Here is a 17,524-nt window from a genome sequence, read left to right on the forward strand (position 1 = left end):
TGTATATAAAAATCGTTGTACTACTCTTGACCGTGGCAGTGTTTGAACTTCTTGCCACTACCGCATGGGCATGGATCGTTACGTCCGATTTGGTCAGAAACCTTCACTGGACGTTTCTCAGCAGGTTCACCGCTTGTCGAGATCTGACTTTCCTCAACAACCGCTTGACGCTCCTGATTGCTCTCGATCTGTGCTCTCATCACATAAGTCGCTACTTCTTCCTGAATTGAAGCGATCATCTGATGGAACATCTCGAAGCCTTCGAACTGGTACTCACGCAGTGGATCTGTACCGCCGTAAGCGCGAAGGTGGATACCTTGACGTAATTGATCCATTGCATCAATATGATCCATCCACTTGCTGTCTACTGCACGCAGCACAACCACTTTCTCGAACTCACGAACCATCTCTTCGCCAATTCGCTCTTCACGTGCATTGTACTTGTTCTGAACTTTCGTGAACAGGTACTCGATGATCTCTTCTGCTTCCTTACCCCATAGATCATCTTTCGTTACCGAACCATCATCCAGCAATTTGCTGTTCATGTAATCGGCAACTTCCTGCAACTCCCAGTTTTCCGGAATATCGTCACTACAATGTGCTTCAACGATACGTTCAATGGAAGGTTTGATCATATCCATAACGATCTGTTTGATATTTTCGGACTCCAGTACCTCGCGGCGCTGTTTATAGATAATTTCACGTTGTTGGTTCATGACATCATCGTATTGGAGAACGACTTTACGCACGTCAAAGTTATTACCTTCAACACGCTTTTGCGCCGATTCTACTGCACGGGTAATCATCCGGCTCTCAATCGGTTGGTCTTCTTCAAAACCAAGACGCTCCATCATGTTCAATACATTGTCTGCACCAAAACGTCTCATCAATTCATCACCCAGTGAAAGGTAGAATTGTGTTGAACCCGGGTCACCTTGACGTCCTGCACGACCACGCAGCTGATTATCAATCCGGCGTGACTCGTGACGCTCTGTACCGATGATATGAAGGCCGCCTACTTCAGCTACACCTTCACCCAAGATAATATCTGTACCCCGTCCTGCCATGTTGGTAGCAATCGTTACTGCACCCGCTTGGCCAGCCCCTGAGATAATCTCTGCTTCTTCCGCGTGGTACTTGGCGTTCAGTACCTGGTGTTTTACACCACGGCGCTTAAGCATATCAGACAAGCGTTCAGAGTTCTCGATGGATACTGTACCTACCAGAACCGGTTGATTCTTGCTGTGGCGCTCCACAATTTCTTCTACAACCGCCTTGAACTTGCCATCGATGCTCTTGTACACGACATCTGCCATGTCATCCCGTTTGTTCGGACGGTTGGTTGGAATCTGCAGTACTTCGAGGCCGTAGATTTTTTTAAACTCTTCTTCCTCGGTTTTCGCTGTACCCGTCATACCCGCAAGTTTACGGTACATCCGGAAATAGTTCTGGAAGGTAATCGTAGCAAGCGTCATACTCTCGTTTTGTACTTCAATTCCTTCTTTGGCTTCAATCGCCTGGTGCAATCCATCACTGTAACGACGTCCAGACATCAGACGACCTGTGAATTCATCAACGATCATAACTTCTTCGTCACTGACTACATAATCCACGTCACGACGCATGATTACGTTCGCTTTCAAGCCCTGTACGATGTGATGGTTGAGCGTAACGTTGGCATGATCATACAAGTTCTCGATCCCAAATGCTTTCTCTGCTTTGGCCACACCCGCCTCAGTCAACGCTACGGATTTCACCTTAATGTCTACCGTAAAGTCTTCCTCTGGTACCAAACGCTTCACAAAACGGTCAGCCGCATAATACAGATCTGTCGATTTCTGAGCTTGTCCAGAGATAATGAGTGGCGTACGCGCCTCATCGACCAGGATGGAGTCCACCTCATCAATGATACAGAAGAACAATGGACGTTGTACCATTTGCTCTTTGTATAGCACCATGTTGTCACGCAGATAGTCAAAACCAAACTCATTGTTCGTTCCGTACGTAATATCACATGCATATGCATGCTGTTTCAAAGCATGGTCCATACCGCTCAGGTTAACCCCTACCGTCATGCCCATGAATTCGTAGATTTGTCCCATTTCCTGGCTATCCCGCTGTGCCAAATAGTCATTGACCGTAACCACGTGAACACCTTTGGACATCAACGCGTTCAGGTATACCGGAAGTGTTCCTACCAGCGTTTTACCTTCACCCGTTTTCATCTCGGAAATACGGCCTTCATGCAGCGCGATACCGCCTAGCATCTGTACATCGTAGTGGCGCTTGCCCAGTACACGGCGTGATGCCTCACGTACAGTTGCAAATGCCTCTGGAAGAAGCTCATCTGTTGTTTCTCCCTTTTCGATACGAGCCCGGTATTCCTCCGTTTTACCTTTCAGTTGTTCATCAGACAACGCCTGAAATTGTGGTTCCAGTTTATTGATCACATCGACCGTCTTCATCAGACGTTTAACATCACGTTCATTCATGTCGCCGAAGATCTTTTTGACAAGTCCTAGCATGGTATACCCCTTTCGTGCAAAACAGAATAGACCCCCTGTTGCCGCCACGCGACACCATCGGATGGATGTTGCTCCACTTGCCCGGGGGTGACAAACAATATAATTTGAGCTTATGAAGGTTACACTTCATCAACTCAGTTGCCAGAATGTCCTTTTGATCGCTGTTATCCCCTGATTTCTTTTAAACTCTCTTCTCAGAGGGGGAATTCCGGGGATAAGCGTATGCTTCCGATGTAGCTTTCTTTCAGAAAGCTTTCAGGCGAACGCTTCGCTTCTACAGGTCATTTCTGCCCTCTTCGTCATCCGTGTAAAAATCAAATTCAAATCATATGCTAATAAGTAATATGATGAATCAACTCCAGGCTTGCCAAGGGTTCCTCATGAAGCTGATTCGGTGTTCAGACGGATTCGGTTATTAGAAACTAGCCGAAGCCCGCGCCTTGCGAATCATGTTCATGGTGCTGTGCCTGTCATTGATTATGATTAGCGATCATTCGTTGACAATTCCTCATCAGGACAATGATTCTCTTTGCATAAATTGTAACAGTTTGTAAGGGTCGCCGCAACACGCCACGGCACACTTCTTTGAACTTCTGAGACATATCAAATGGAGTTTAAGTGCAAAAAATCATAGTCGTTAGCGGAAGCGTTCGATTGTCTTGTTTCATTTTACAAGGCAGACTGCCCTGTCAACGAATTTTGATGGTAAATTTGGATGATAATCTCAAAATTAAGTTCTCGATATTAGGTGTACGAATATTTTCGTAACCATCGGAATCTGGTGGTTAAATTGTACCGATTATTGATTCTTCATACTATCTATTAGACGCAACAGCATAGGGAATAGTTTCACCATTTTATTTCCAAAGGTCATTTCCCCGTCCCTCTACGCACAAAAGAGCCCCATCCCCTAAGGGATGGAAGCTCTTGTTAACTCTAATCCAGGAAACTACAGTTCCTGAGTTCATTATTAAAATTTAGATATTCTTATTCAGTTCCGATGATCCTGTACGTTAAAATTAACCTTGTTCGATCAAACCGTACTTACCATCGTTCCGTTTATAAACCACGCTAACTTCTTCACTGTCAATGTTGGAGAATACGAAGAAATTGTGACCAACCATGTTCATTTGGAGGATGGCCTCTTCAACGTCCATTGGTTTCAGCATAAAGCGTTTCGTCCGTACAACTTCCAAATCATCTTCATCCGTGTCCGCATCCAGTTCAGCTGTAGCTACAGTACCTGTTGGATCTTCAACGAAGAGTGTTTTCAGGCTGCCTTCCTGGCGGAACTTACGGTTAATTTTAGTTTTGTGTTTGCGGATCTGACGTTCCAGCTTGTCCACCACGGAGTCAATGGATGCGTACATATCGTCGCTCTCATCCTCAGCGCGGAGCACAATGCCTTTCAAAGGGATCGTCACCTCTACCGTATGCAAACCTCTCGTCGTGCTCAATGTAACAGCACCGTCAGAGTTAAGGGGTGCATCGAAATACTTCTCGAGTCTACTCAACTTTTTGTCGACATAATCCTTCAAAGCATCAGTAACCTCGATTTGTTGACCTCGAATACTTAAATTCATAGGGCACTCCTCCTTTTTCCTTTGCCACTTCATTATAACACGAATGTAAGCGCCATGTAAAAACTCCCGGTGACCGAATAATGACATCTGTTGAAGCCACATCTGCCAACATAGGCATAACGCCATATTTCGCGATATTTCATCATATTCAGCCATAATCGAATATTTAGTTGGTATGAATTATTAGGCGCTTGATGATGTAATTAACCGTTTTTGAGCCACCTCAATCTAATATGTAAAATGAACTTCACTCGACCTCTTGGATCTACTGCTATAATCTATTAAACTCACAAAAATACTGTTCCCGGAATGATCTTAATCTCGAATCTATTGAAACAAAAAAAGACCCCGGAACATACCGGAGTCTGATGCTAGCGATAATTCAATTTGGTAACCATCTAACCATATATGTAGGTCGGATTGTCCGGATGATTATAATTTGATTACGTTAGCTGCTTGCGGTCCACGCGCGCCTTCGACGATGTCGAATTCTACGGATTGACCTTCTTCCAAAGTTTTGAATCCTTCGGATTGAATTGCGGAGAAATGTACGAATACGTCGCCGCCATCTTCAGTCTCAATGAAACCGTAACCTTTTTCTGCGTTGAACCATTTTACTTTACCTTGCATGCACTAACATTCCCTTCGTCATCAAATGAAGTGAAGCTTTCGGCCTTAACCTCTGCCCACAATTCAGATAATACCATCCAAAGTTATCCATTGTCAATTGGTAAAGTAAATGTTTTCTTGGAATTTTTTGTAGATTAATTGGGGGTTGTGTTGAATGGTGGGATATTGTCCCTAACTTACTTTTTTCAAAAGTTATTGATTATAACGCTCCTTTCTTGTATGTATCCTTTCATGGACCATTTCGACTCTATCAAGACATTTTAAAGCCAATTATAAGAGATTGTAGTCCTACAAAAGTAGGAGGCCTCAAGAATTTCCACCTTACTTATGTTACGGTTCACCGTAACATAAGTAAGGCAAAATCTACAAATGATATCATAGTCCCGGCGTACGGACGCGGTTCCGGAATTCCGCTCATTGCGATATTTGGCAGGTTCTAATAAAAATCCCGCGTGAGAAACAGGAATGGCTATCCCTGAATTTCACACGGCGTATGGTATGACTCTTTAGTCCTGTCATCCGAGAACCTTTCTTAGTATAGTTTATTTTCCCGCTGAGTCTCCCTGCCCAGTACACATACTTTTTTTTCTTGAATGTCACTATGAAAATGCCATAATTATCTCTTCCGCAATGTCATATGCCGCACTTCCTTCATCCATATGCTCTGGACGTTTTATTGCGATGGTAGGTTGAGAAGCCCCCTCGGTTACGCAGTCACTAAAACAAATGACATAATGGGATATCTCTATATTGTCGACGATTTGATCTTTATATAGGACAGCCTTATCTATTGCTTGTGCAAGCAAATGGTTATCACTCTCTGTATAAAAACTGCATTCGGTTATTGGATAAAGTTGGGGGAAAAGATTTAACACATATTCCTTTAACTTGCATAGTTGTTCAAGCACTTTCTCTTGCTTTCTATTCCCGAATCTACGATAGGCAAACCGTAGCTGTGCCATACACATTTTTTTATAGCTATCTGTAAAATCATCATATAACTTAGATGTGCGAAGGAAACTGCCCAATAAATCTAATGCCCTAATTAGTTCATTAATATTATAAGCGTTCTCAGAGAGGCTACCATTACGGTTTCTGAAATAATTGATAAGCGGCAAGGGGATATAGACGATTTGATTGGCAATTGCAGCCATAAAAGGCACAATAGATAGATCCTCAAAAAATTTCAAATCAGGAAATCTTATCTTGTTAAACAGCTCTCTTTTGTATATTTTCCCCCAAATAAACGTCCTTACGGTATTAAAAATACTTTTCGTCTTTCTCGCGCTTGCTGTCTTTCCATAAAATCTAATTCTTGAAACTTCCTTTTCGAAAGTTTCATTGTCCACATAGTTTATATCACAAATCCCTATATCCGAACCAGTCCTAAGCATCTCCGTCAGTACCTGTTTAACGAACCCAGGTTCCATACTATCGTCTGAATCTAGAAAGGTTACGTATTCACTTGTCGCACAATCTATTCCAGCATTGCGGGCAATAGCTACGCCTTGATTCATCTGATATATATACTGAAACCGGCAATCCTGACGTACATATTCCTCACAAATTAATTTACTTCTATCTGTCGACCCATCATCAATAAGCAATACTTCCAGGCAGGCATGCGTTTGATTCATTACAGAATCAAGACAGCGGCGAAGATACTGTTCAGCATTATGGATAGGAATAATAATCGAAACTTGCTTACGCTGTCGCAAATCTTCCATATCAAATCTTACACTCCTCTTCGGTACCAACTGATTTCCCGTAAATTAAATGGAACAACACGCTCACATTCTGCCATTGTACTTCGGCTGATTGCAAACGTGCTATCCCAATAGTTTCTTATTTTTTCTCGCAAAGATACAATACACGCGTTGGCTCGGAATTCTTTACACTAAGTATGGAGAATGACTTTAACAGCTCCGTTTCGAAATTCTCCTTCGTATACCATTCAAAATCCCCGTTTTTCAGTGCAGGGGCAACCACACTATCTTCCCGCTCGATAAATTCAATGATCAGCCATCTACTCGTATATAGCGCAAATTGTCCTATAATCTCAGCATATGACAGTTGCTGCGCAAATGCGAGGTGGTGCATTACCGCAAGAGCAAGTACCATTTCGCTATTGAAGCGTTCAATCGCACTCTTGCGCCACGGGGCAATTGCCGTATCCCCGATATGCAAATCTCTGTAATAAGCCGGTGTTGGTGCAATTAGATTCAAATATACCGGATACACATTTTGAACGTTTTGGTCGGTAACCATCTGGTAGACAAAATCGACACAGTTATAATCTAAATCGGCCGTAATACAACGTTCCATCTCGTCATGTAAAGTAAAACCGTACCAACCCATATTCCCAGCCAAGTCCAGCATCGTTCTTGGTTTAACGGAGCGGACCATTTCTACAACCGTTCTTTGCTTATCTGACCATTTGACCTCATTAGTCTTTTCATACAGCTCGTTTTGGTAACCGTTCCAACCGCTCTGAAGTATTTGCTTGAATTGTACATTCAAGACATAATCCTTTAGAATTTCGCAGCATTTTTGTATATTGCCTTCTAGCGCAGATTCATAGCATTCCTTAAACATATCCTTATACTCGCTTAAGGTATCTGCCGATAAATACCCTGCAATATCATTTATTGAGAGCTTCTGCCCAGGATTATTCAAATACAGATAAGCTTTGTCCATCAAATTTTCAGACATCATCAACAAAATCACCAGATGAGCATTAATAAATTCCTGTATATAAAAATGTGGCGTATTGCCTGTCCTGATTGCGTCAAAATCGAAAAACTCAAACTTACCGTTATGGAAAGTCGCGTTAAACGCATGCCCGTCTAACCAACCCAAGCCAATCTTGTCGATTTCAGCGAGGAAATCAATCATGAACAACGTATAATCATAAAACATCCTTGGCGACCACTCAACTGCGTAGGTAAACAATGGAATATATTCATGTTTGAAACTGCACGAATACCCCTGCGCAATTTTCACATCCGACATTTCTGTCTTCGTTACAAACTTATCGAAGATACCATAATCCTTACATTTGTTATAAATCTCGATAAATTGTCCAGCAATATTGTCATTGATTAAACGATACACACATCGATCATTCAAATTAACGACTAATTTATTATTTGCACCTGTTTTTATCAGTTCAAATTCAGAATTCATATCCAAAACGCCTGATGCAGACCCGAATCCGCTATAGCCTTGCAAAAAGACTTTATGGAATTCAAAAAAGTCGGCATCTTCAGTTAATCCCATGGAACTTAATTGTTCTTTTACCGCACCTAAAAATTCATAACCAACCGTAATGATGACAGTATATTTGTCTTTATCCAATAAGACATTCGGCGAAGAAATTTCAACTCCGCACAAGCAGTTTCCCCATAACTTGCTATTATTGTCGACGATTAAGTCAATCTTCATTCCTGAACGTTCAGCATAGTACAAACCTAACCGCCCTGTGGCACCCGCTCCAAAAAAAACAACCTTTTTAGCCTTCTCTGAAATAGATATGTGTTTGACCCCCATCCATTTTATAAACAAATCGTCTCGCTCATCATGTCCCTTATTTTTAAGAGCATACGAATTAACATCATTACATTTCTCCTGCAGTAGTGACTCCAAAACAGCTCTATCCGGCCAACGCTCCCATGGTGGCGTTGAAAACCTTCCCCAACCCGACATTTGCTTATCAATGATTATTACTTTGCCTCCTGGCTTGCATACTCTCACCAGCTCGTTTACAGCAGCTTTCAGATTAGGCGAATGTTCAATGCATTCCACAGCATATACCACGTCAAACGAATTATCACCGTAAGGCAAAAACTCAATCTCGCCGACCGTAGTTTTCACATATTCCGGCACAGCTGAAAGCATAACAGGGGAGATGTCTATGCCATACAATCTACAGTCCGGTAATTTTTCGTGGATACGTTTTAAAATTCTCCCTTTGCCGCAGCCTACTTCCAAAACACTGTTGCCATTTATAATTTCGCTAATTACTTGTGTAACTTCAGCATCGTCCTCATCAATCTCAGAAGGAGCGATTGGAGCAAATTCATCATTAAAATGCGCTTTAATCATCAGTTTATATGCGTCCAGATAGAACTTTGTCGCCCATGCGATCTCACGATCTGCAAAATAGTCAGCACCATTGCCTACACTGCCTAAGAAACCGCCGTCGGATTCCATATTATTCTCAACCCACGCCATCAACTTATCTGCCGGTTCGCGTCTACCAAGCTTGTACAGACATATCGCGATTTGCGAGCAGCCTGTGATACATACCCAGTCAACACCGTCATAAGCAGGAATGGAGCCATCGTTTCTTTGCGAAGCAAGCAGTTTCTCAATAATGTCCTTTACTTCGTTTTCATACCCAAGATCGATAAGACTATCAGTTTGATACGCCAAAAAATGCGTAAGCGTTTTATGAGAAAGAACATTCGGGTCAGCTAGATATCGTTTAACCGAAGCATGAACAAGCTGTATTTTTTCATGATCATTGATAAGTTGAGCATATTCCAGCATTGGCGGCAGCCCAAAGAGCAAGATCGGTTCAGGAACAATCGGATCGTCTTCATAGCTTTTTGGAAAAATCCCATCGTTGTCCTTCAAAGCAGAAAACAAATGTTCCGCCGCTTTGATTTGTATGTCGTAATATTTGTTTGTAATCTTCTGTATTGCGTTAAGACCGCGAAGAGCTTGCGCCGTATCAAAGAGATAGGCCCGGTCTGAACCGGCCGCATTAAATGAGCCGTTATCGTTTATGACAGAGTCCAGATAGTGTGCCATAGCCAAAGCTTCTTGCTTCAAACCATATGAAAGCATTGTCGGAATAATATAGCCGGTAACTTCAGGGTACTCGTAAACAGAACCCCCAAAAACAGAAACACCGCCATTTTCCTGTTGATTTTGAATCATCCAGTTTAAAGCCCGCTGTACCGAGCTGGCTTCTGGATATTCGCCCTGCACAAAGTTATATCGGCCTTTAAACATGAAGTACGAGATATAGTTGTTCAAACCGTATCCACTCAGTTGTAATGCCATTTCATTATAGAAATTTGCGGACATTATAATCAAAAATGGCTTGTGCAATTCTATCGTGTCCGGCGATACAATCTCAATCCCACTTATGCATTGACCCCATAATTCAGCATTATTGTCTGCAATGCAGGTGATGTGTATTCCTTTATCTAGGCAGTACTTGACGGCCTCGCTCCCGATTTGACCCGCTCCAAATAAAATGATGGGTTTATTTTCAGGAGAAGCTTTAAAATCATCGACTAACTGATATATCTGTTCCTTTGTCAACGAATCCATTATTTCCCCTCCAACCAATTTACTAGTTCCAAATTTAGATATTTGATAGCGTCAGACCTGATTGACTGAGCCAGGTCTAAACATTCATGGGCTTTAGCCCTATAGTTAACGATTTGACAGCGGCGAATATTCTTCAAATAAGCTCGCATCACTATTATATCGGAATACTTAGATCGGTTCGTAACAAGATTTCGTAAGGATAGCTCAATGGCTTTAGCAACGATCAATTGTTGTTTAGTTGCCGTCAGAGACGTTGTACTATGTCGATATAAGTAATTGCATTCCTCTGTCTTCACGAATTTGTATCCCGCATTATATGCTTTCAGCCAAAACTGCCAGTCTTCAACTAAGAACCATTCAGATTCATAACCGCCAACATCAAAATAAACCTGTTTCTTAAACATAAAGTAACCACCGATACAGGACAGTATGGGAATTACTTCGGGTGTATCCATATCGTAGCCTGGAATGGCATTACCTGCTTCGTCTATTGTAGCCTCATTGCCATAGACAACATCCGCTTCGATGTCCGAGGATAACATTGTAACCAAGCATGCAATCGCATTGGGTTTGTAGATATTATCGTCACTTGTCCAAGTAAAATAATCGCCAAGAGCTGCTTGAAAGCCTGTATTTAAGGCTTGGGGCAAATATTGATTGTGAGAATGTCGTATTGTGCGTATGCGGATATCTTTATTTACATACTCCGCAATAATTTCAGGACTTTCATCTGTACTGCAGTCATCGACTATAATCAGTTCAAAGTTTCCATGAGTTTGCGAAATGACGCTGTCGATCGATTGTCGAAGAAAGCGCGCGCCGTTATAAACTGGAAGTATTATCGATACTAAATTGTTTCTCATAAGATTTCCTCTTTTATGCGGTAATTTCTTTAATTTATGTTTAAAAGGGATACATGGAAAAGGCTGTCCGATAGGACAATCACATTATCACACGCGTAAATACCGTTAGCAAGACGAACCTGTGCGGCAACTAATGGGTCGTAACTCGCCGCTGGAAAGGTAACCTCAAAGATATTAGATGCCAGCTTCGGCCTAATATTTTCGCCCGCATGCTTAACCTTCCTCCAGCCATTCTACTATCTCAGGTTTCAACCATGAGAGGGCATCCTTATTTATTTCTTGTGCCAAGTCTAAACACGCTACTCCAGCTTTTTTATCATTCAACCGATAAGCAAAGCCCACACATTTCAAATAAGCTCGCATCGCGATTTCATTGGTATATTTACTCTTATGCTTCCTCAGATTTTCTAAGGATAATTCCAGACACCGCTCTTGCACTTCACGAGCTTTTGTCATGGATAACGAAGTCGTATTATCGCGATAAAGATAGTGGTTATCCTCGGTTCTTACAAACTTCTTCCCAGCGTTATACGATTTTAACCAAAAATGCCAATCTTCTACCAGGAACCACTTGGATTCATAGCCTCCTACGTCGAAATAGACCTGACTTCTAAATAGAAAATATCCGCCTAAACAAGAAAGGATAGGAATTTCCTCCGGGCTGCCGATCGACGCAATGGCATTGCTTTTCTCGATTACGTGTCCAGCATCATCTATAATGCTTTCGTTTCCATATACAAGGTCTACATCGTGTCGTTGTACCAATACATCAACCAAATGTTTGATGGCATTCGGCTTATAGATGTTGTCATCGCTTGTCCATGTAAAAAAGACACCTTTTGCTGCATCAAATCCTGTATTTAAGGCTTGAGGTAAATATTGATTTTGGGAATGGCGTATTGTTCGAACACGTCTATCCTTCCTGGCATACTCCTCTATAATTCCGGGCGTCTCATCTGTACTGCAATCATCAACTATTATCAATTCGAAATTTGTGTACGTTTGCGAAAGTATGCTGTCCACTGATTGGCAAAGAAAACGCGCACCGTTATAGACCGGAAGCACGATTGACACTAAGTGTTGGTTCATAAACCCTCCATTTCTTTGCCTCAAAAATAGTACGGCAGTGCATATTAGAAATATTTATACCCCCAATATTTGACGATTTTCCATAGCTTCATGTAAAGCTCTGAAAATATAATAGTCCTGCGGTGCAGTAATCTTGATATTATTAGGTGTGCTTCTTACTATGTGCTGTTTCACCCCATATAAGCTGCATAAATGTGCTGAATCAAGAGGAGTATGCCCGTCATTCTCCGCCTGTTGATACATGTCCCATATATCCCCGTACCTAAACGTCTGAGGCGCTTTGGCAACAAACATCTCGCTCCTTTTAGGTATGTTATCAATCTCATTGCCATTACTGCTTTGTATAATGCTTTCAAATGTAGCTTCACAGGTTATCGCGTTGCCGCAGCGCTTTGCGGTTGCAATGTTTTCAGAAATTAGATTCTCGTTTATCAAAGGACGGACACCGTCGTGAATTAACACAATATCCTCGCAAGCATGCGTGCCTCTCATAGCTTTAAGCCCATTATAAATGGACTGGTCACCACTGATCCCGCCGGCTATAATTGTAGAAACCTTGCGGATATCGTATAATTTCAAAAAGCGTTTCAACTCTTTAATCCAACTCTCTAGGCAAACAACTATGATATTATCAATCTCGGGGTGCCACTCAAAATGTTCAATGGTATATATAATGATAGGCTTACCATGTAGTTCTAGAAACTGTTTAGGCTTCGAGGCAGAATTCATACGCTGCCCCGTACCGCCAGCAAAAATCAATGCAGTTATCATAATCTCACTCTTCCAATCTGATAGTGGTATTTGAATTATAATCTTGAGGCTTATGATACACAGATGGCTAGTTGTTTTTCGCGTTTGATTGAAATTGGCAGCACCTTGTAAAACGCCGATTCCCGTATTCTCTCCACATCCATCTTAAGGTAAATCTCGCATTCCCCTCAATATATCGTCAAGCTTACCCACTTTCTACTATCTTGCGTGTAAATCTCGAAGTAAACAACTCTTGCTTACTTTATCGGTTATTAAGCCATCAGTTTTAATATCAATATCAAACATCTGAACAATAATAGTACAAGGGAATAACTGGATGAGCGAATTCCTAACTAATACCGGACTTCAATGCGTACAATGAATCATTTCATAGCGTGCGCGTGCTGGAAGGTTTGTTTAGCAATTACGAGCCTGCCTCCCTAGATGAAGCTCCTCTCCTATTTCCACAAAAAACCGAAAGAAGCATGGGGGCTTGAGTCGCAAGCCTCCATGCTTCTTTCTGAACGAGTCAAGGTAGTTAAGGATATCTCTAGGATTTAGGGTCCGGACCGTTATAACTTTAATTCTTCTCTCACGTAGTGGATAATCTTATCCCCGCTTCTTTCGTTTGCCGAAACCCCGAATCTTTTATAGGCCGTTTTCAGAAGAGAATTCCATTCAACGGTATTCTCGTAATCCTCTATATGGGTAATGTACTGCAAGAAACTCCATAAATCATACTGGGTTGCGTCATCAAAGAAAAAACCATATAACGGCATATCCCTATATACTGGACTTCCGGACAGATACATGTTCAAACATTTCGTGAAATGAAGCAACTTCTCGTTGAAGTCACCTTCGCCCTCTGCCACAGAAACATTATCGCAGGTGTGCAAAGCCATCATTGGTTTCAGCGTTGCTCCGTATAAAAGGGCTACCGATGAGCCTCCCCACCCATAATAGGCATCGCTCCATGCGATGGCTCTGTACAAGTCTGTCGTGTCATCATAAATGCCCGAAGCCTCGCGCCTATACTCCTTTATAATCTCCCTGTATTCATCCGCCATTCCCAAACGCATGCTGTCAAATGTCGCTATAGAAAGCGGGTGCGGCCTCCACCACAAAACTAAATCATCGCGATGTTTGAAAACATCCAAGACCGAACGTAATTTTTTTAGAAACTGTTCTCCGAATTGTAAAATTTCCGCTAAGCTCGTGTTATAAAAGACAACCTTTTTGCGAGTACCGTTCGCGTCTTCAATTAAATCTCGCCATTCATCCGTCAATCCATAGTCTTCACGTTTCATTTGTGTTACTTTATCAAACTTCGGCGATCCGAGCGCCACGAACTTTTTCTTGCTATCTCCGATTTTACCCGATAAATTGTGTCCTACTTCATTTTTCTCAAAAAAATTAATAAACCTTTTCTGTTCCAGATCATTTGGCACAATTGTTTTATGAGCATATATCGTTCCACTATTAAAACAAAAGTGTTCTTGTACTTTTTCGGTCACAAAATACGGAATATAAACCAACAGCTCAGTCAGTTTACACAACTTCTCGCTATAATAATCGGGGTGAACAGACGTAACAATGTTAGTCCCGTCATAAGGATTGTGTATAAAGATCACATCCGGCCTACGGCTTGCAACATCATAGTCACGCCAATTTGTAACTTCAACATAGTCAGGATACAAACCGCCGTCGTAATGCACTTCTTTCACTGAACCATCGGGATTCCTTGAAAAATAAGGAATAGGCACGCAATATACGTCACATTGCGGATCTTCCTTCGCGGCCAAATATACACTTTCTAACGCATCGAACATACTGAGCTGGTAAGGGAAGAATACGACTTCAATCTTGTTCGGCTTCAGCTCAATTTCAACCGAATTCTTAATCTTCACAAGCTGTTGTTTGAGCTCCTGTACTATTTCCCCATTATTGTTGTCTATGCTCGCCCGGTACAACAACTCGCAGTATTCTTCGAGTAAGGCGACAGTCTGAGTTCCTTCGCCCTCAATGTCCTCGATGTATTGTCCAATCTGCACAGCAAATCCCTGACATTCAGCAAGCAAATTCCCCACTATCTCCAGTGCGGTTTGCTGGCTTAGCACGTCGTGCGCTTCATTTAGAGTCTCCAACAACTCAAATATTGTTTTCTGATGTAATTTCCGCATTTATTTCTCCTGCCAATCCAGAATCATTCGTCTATACATATCAGCCAACCCGTATTGTGGCCGCCAGCCTAATGACTTCAGCTTATCTGCATTTAGCCTAAAACCGACTTCAGGCGCGTAACCGCGTTTTTCAATGTCGCTGGGTATCTCGACAACTGTTTTAATTCTGCCTTGACAAATTTCGCTTGCAACCATTTCCGCCATTTCCCGGATGGTTGTGCTTGCCTCTTGGTTTGCAATATTGTAGGCTTGTCCATTAAGACCCCTCAATAAGAGCGAAAGCAACCCGCGTACAGCGTCAGCTAAGTAGCAGTAATTCCCTCTAGTTTTCCCCTCAGTATGCAAAATTATATTTTCTCCTGCCATCGCACTACGTGCAAATTGAGCGAACACACGCGTATCGGCTTTCGGGGTCCCAGCGCCAAAAACTTGCGCCAATCGTGCTACTTTAACCGGAAGTCCGTACTGCACGGCATAAGCAGTACACAAGCTCTCACATAGTCGTTTACTTTCAGAATAGCTGCTGCGCGGGTTATATAAATCCAAATACCCCAAGTCTGCCTCCTGCACCTGTCCATGTAAATTCTGTCCATAGACCTCCATTGATGACAGGTAGACGACACTTTTAGAGTCTCGCTCTTTGGCAAGCTCCAATATGTTTCTTGTGCCATCGACCGCTGTGGTTATTACATCAACCGGTTTCGCCACCATATCTGCCGATCTGGTAATTGCTGCGCAGTGGAAGATATAGTCCAGTTTGCCGGGGAGGGCTTCCTTCGTTAAAGGGCGACGAATATCACCACTAATAAACGCATCTAGTCCGCAGTCTTTCCTCAAACTTTCTCCCTTAACACTGTCTCTTCCATTCCCGATTAGACTAAGATTAAGCTGATATTTTTGACTGGCTGCGCTTAGCGCAAAAGCCAGTGCTGTACCAATTAACCCGGTCGCACCGGTAATAAGTACTGATTTATTCGACATTTCGTACCACGGCAGATACGGGTCGGAAATGATTTGTTCTATATCTTCACAAAATACACGATTAGGCAAGCACATTTACTCCTTTTCATCCAGACATACCGTACTTTTCGAATCTTGTAAAGGGTACCCCCCCACAATTGATCTTCGCTTCATCTCTATCAAGTCCACCAAAACAACCACCAAGCTGACAGCCCATATTTTATTGTATAAAGTCATTTATCCAATAAAATTATAACATAGATAATGGGCTAGAATGTTCCCAGAATGAATCGTCATTAAGAGAGACTTTCCTCGATGTCCATTCGATTCCAAATCAGCTGACGAAGCAGCGGAAAAGCTAGAGAAAACATTAGGCAGAAAGCGGGATCACACGAGACATGCTCTTCGTAAATCCGTATTTTAATTAGAGCCTTGCATACTCATGAGAGGTGTATTGAAAACCTCGATCACTTTGCAACATAGGAGACAAACCTGGATTATGGGCATGAGCTTTTTTCAGCGTGTCAATGAGAAGTTTGTTGTTGTTGGAATGGCTTAGTATCCATGAAACAATGGAATTATCATACACATCAATAATAGCGCCTAAATAGGCCTTACGCCCAGTCTCATACCTTAATTCGATCACATCAGTTGACCATTTGACATTTGGAGCAGGAGCATTGCAATGGCAGTTTTTCTTATTTTTGGCGACATGGATCGCTGTGGTTTTCACATACCGTGGTGGTTTCTTACGAATAACTGCCTGAAGCCTTAGAGCACGCATGATTCGGAAATAACGCTTTTTGTTGTACTGCTTGTTGAGTTTGCGATTGAGTTGGGTACGCATCTGACGATACCCGAGGATGCCATTTCGCTTGTCATAACGACGTCTCACTTCTTTAGCCAGCATATAAATTTCACATTCCTGGGCAGAAAGTGTCCACTTCAACCATTTATAATAGGCAGATCGAGCCACGCTAGCTAACACACACAACGCTCGAATAGCATACCCTTTTTCTTGATGTAGCTCGTATATCGCTTGATACAAAACGACATGCCTGACGAGGGTTAGTGTTTCTTTCGTTGCCTGATCTCTGCCAATTTTTTTGCGAAGGCGTTCTCATTTTCAAGGTATTCATTTCGTGCTTCCAGTTCTTTAATTCGTAGCTTGAGTCGTTCATGCTCGTCCAGTTCTTCAACAGGCTTTCTACGGCCCCGATCATCCTGAAGAGCTTCTGCATGACCCGCTTGATATTTCCGAACCCATGCGTACACTTGTTGATAAGATACACCATATTGCCCCACCGCTTTCTGGTAGTTTAAGTCATGGGCTATGGTGTATTGTACAATTTCGATCCGTTCTTCAACGGTGGTTTTACGTCCTTTTTTTCAAATGAGATATTCCTTTACCTTTAAGGGTTGTTTTCAGTTCTATCTCATGAGTATGTTTGGAAATCCACTTTGCCAAAACACTTCTACTTGAAATATGATGCTTTCTATCGCCTCTACTACGGGAAATTGTCTAAACAACCCATCATGTTACAGCCTGATTACACTCGCCACTCCAATGACAGAATAACCTTTCGATCGCTGTTATCCCG

11 protein-coding genes and 1 pseudogene are annotated in these 17,524 nt (G+C 42.2%); all 12 read right to left on the reverse strand.

The annotated features are described in order from the left end of the window. Window positions 1–20: 20 nt before the first annotated feature. Entirely contained in the window at window positions 21–2,525 is a 2,505-nt protein-coding gene (gene secA / locus MKY85_RS26845) for a preprotein translocase subunit SecA (protein WP_339238115.1), read from the reverse strand. A 1,019-nt stretch (window positions 2,526–3,544) separates the two neighbouring features. Continuing rightward, complete coding sequence (gene raiA, locus MKY85_RS26850; protein WP_124116500.1) at window positions 3,545–4,108, reverse strand: ribosome-associated translation inhibitor RaiA; 564 nt, start codon at window positions 4,106–4,108, stop codon at window positions 3,545–3,547. 432 nt (window positions 4,109–4,540) lie between these two features. Continuing rightward, window positions 4,541–4,738, reverse strand: coding sequence for a cold shock domain-containing protein (locus tag MKY85_RS26855; protein WP_024631599.1), 198 nt, complete (start codon window positions 4,736–4,738; stop codon window positions 4,541–4,543). 599 nt (window positions 4,739–5,337) lie between these two features. After that, entirely contained in the window at window positions 5,338–6,465 is a 1,128-nt protein-coding gene (locus tag MKY85_RS26860; RefSeq protein WP_342571169.1) for a glycosyltransferase, read from the reverse strand. A 118-nt stretch (window positions 6,466–6,583) separates the two neighbouring features. Beyond that, window positions 6,584–10,081 carry a methyltransferase domain-containing protein gene (locus MKY85_RS26865; RefSeq protein WP_342571170.1) on the reverse strand — a complete coding sequence of 1,166 codons (3,498 nt, stop codon included), beginning with the start codon at window positions 10,079–10,081 and terminating at the stop codon, window positions 6,584–6,586. Beyond that, the gene (locus tag MKY85_RS26870; protein WP_342571171.1) at window positions 10,081–10,944 is read right to left on the reverse strand and encodes a glycosyltransferase family A protein; all 864 of its coding nucleotides are present in this window, start codon (window positions 10,942–10,944) and stop codon (window positions 10,081–10,083) included. Before MKY85_RS26870 ends, MKY85_RS26865 begins: the two co-directional genes overlap by 1 nt. Window positions 10,945–11,157: 213 nt before the next feature. Further along, window positions 11,158–12,033: a glycosyltransferase family A protein gene (locus tag MKY85_RS26875; protein ID WP_342571173.1), complete on the reverse strand. Its 876-nt coding sequence runs from the start codon at window positions 12,031–12,033 to the stop codon at window positions 11,158–11,160. A 54-nt stretch (window positions 12,034–12,087) separates the two neighbouring features. Then, window positions 12,088–12,804: an IspD/TarI family cytidylyltransferase gene (locus MKY85_RS26880; RefSeq protein ID WP_342571175.1), complete on the reverse strand. Its 717-nt coding sequence runs from the start codon at window positions 12,802–12,804 to the stop codon at window positions 12,088–12,090. Between the two features lie 551 nt (window positions 12,805–13,355). Further along, window positions 13,356–14,963 (reverse strand): hypothetical protein, encoded by a 1,608-nt coding sequence (locus MKY85_RS26885; protein WP_342571176.1) that lies wholly within the window; start codon window positions 14,961–14,963, stop codon window positions 13,356–13,358. Then, window positions 14,964–16,013, reverse strand: coding sequence for an NAD(P)-dependent oxidoreductase (locus MKY85_RS26890; RefSeq protein WP_342571177.1), 1,050 nt, complete (start codon window positions 16,011–16,013; stop codon window positions 14,964–14,966). It abuts the gene before it with no gap. Between the two features lie 334 nt (window positions 16,014–16,347). Further along, on the reverse strand, window positions 16,348–16,833 hold the full coding sequence (locus tag MKY85_RS26895) for a DDE-type integrase/transposase/recombinase (RefSeq protein ID WP_342571178.1): 486 nt from the start codon (window positions 16,831–16,833) through the stop codon (window positions 16,348–16,350). Window positions 16,834–16,991: 158 nt separating this feature from the next. Then, a pseudogene (locus MKY85_RS26900) lies at window positions 16,992–17,291 on the reverse strand (helix-turn-helix domain-containing protein); the annotation flags it as partial. Window positions 17,292–17,524 lie beyond the last annotated feature (233 nt).

Source organism: Paenibacillus sp. FSL R5-0749 (assembly GCF_038595085.1).
Classification (GTDB): domain Bacteria; phylum Bacillota; class Bacilli; order Paenibacillales; family Paenibacillaceae; genus Paenibacillus.

Coding starts and splice junctions, on each gene's coding strand:
- MKY85_RS26875 (WP_342571173.1), bottom strand. CDS start 12,033: ATGAACCAACACTTAGTGTCAATCGTGCTTCCGGTCTATAACGGTGCG.
- secA (WP_339238115.1), bottom strand. CDS start 2,525: ATGCTAGGACTTGTCAAAAAGATCTTCGGCGACATGAATGAACGTGAT.
- MKY85_RS26860 (WP_342571169.1), bottom strand. CDS start 6,465: ATGGAAGATTTGCGACAGCGTAAGCAAGTTTCGATTATTATTCCTATC.
- MKY85_RS26865 (WP_342571170.1), bottom strand. CDS start 10,081: ATGGATTCGTTGACAAAGGAACAGATATATCAGTTAGTCGATGATTTT.
- MKY85_RS26880 (WP_342571175.1), bottom strand. CDS start 12,804: ATGATAACTGCATTGATTTTTGCTGGCGGTACGGGGCAGCGTATGAAT.
- MKY85_RS26895 (WP_342571178.1), bottom strand. CDS start 16,833: ATGCTGGCTAAAGAAGTGAGACGTCGTTATGACAAGCGAAATGGCATC.
- MKY85_RS26885 (WP_342571176.1), bottom strand. CDS start 14,963: ATGCGGAAATTACATCAGAAAACAATATTTGAGTTGTTGGAGACTCTA.
- MKY85_RS26870 (WP_342571171.1), bottom strand. CDS start 10,944: ATGAGAAACAATTTAGTATCGATAATACTTCCAGTTTATAACGGCGCG.
- raiA (WP_124116500.1), bottom strand. CDS start 4,108: ATGAATTTAAGTATTCGAGGTCAACAAATCGAGGTTACTGATGCTTTG.
- MKY85_RS26855 (WP_024631599.1), bottom strand. CDS start 4,738: ATGCAAGGTAAAGTAAAATGGTTCAACGCAGAAAAAGGTTACGGTTTC.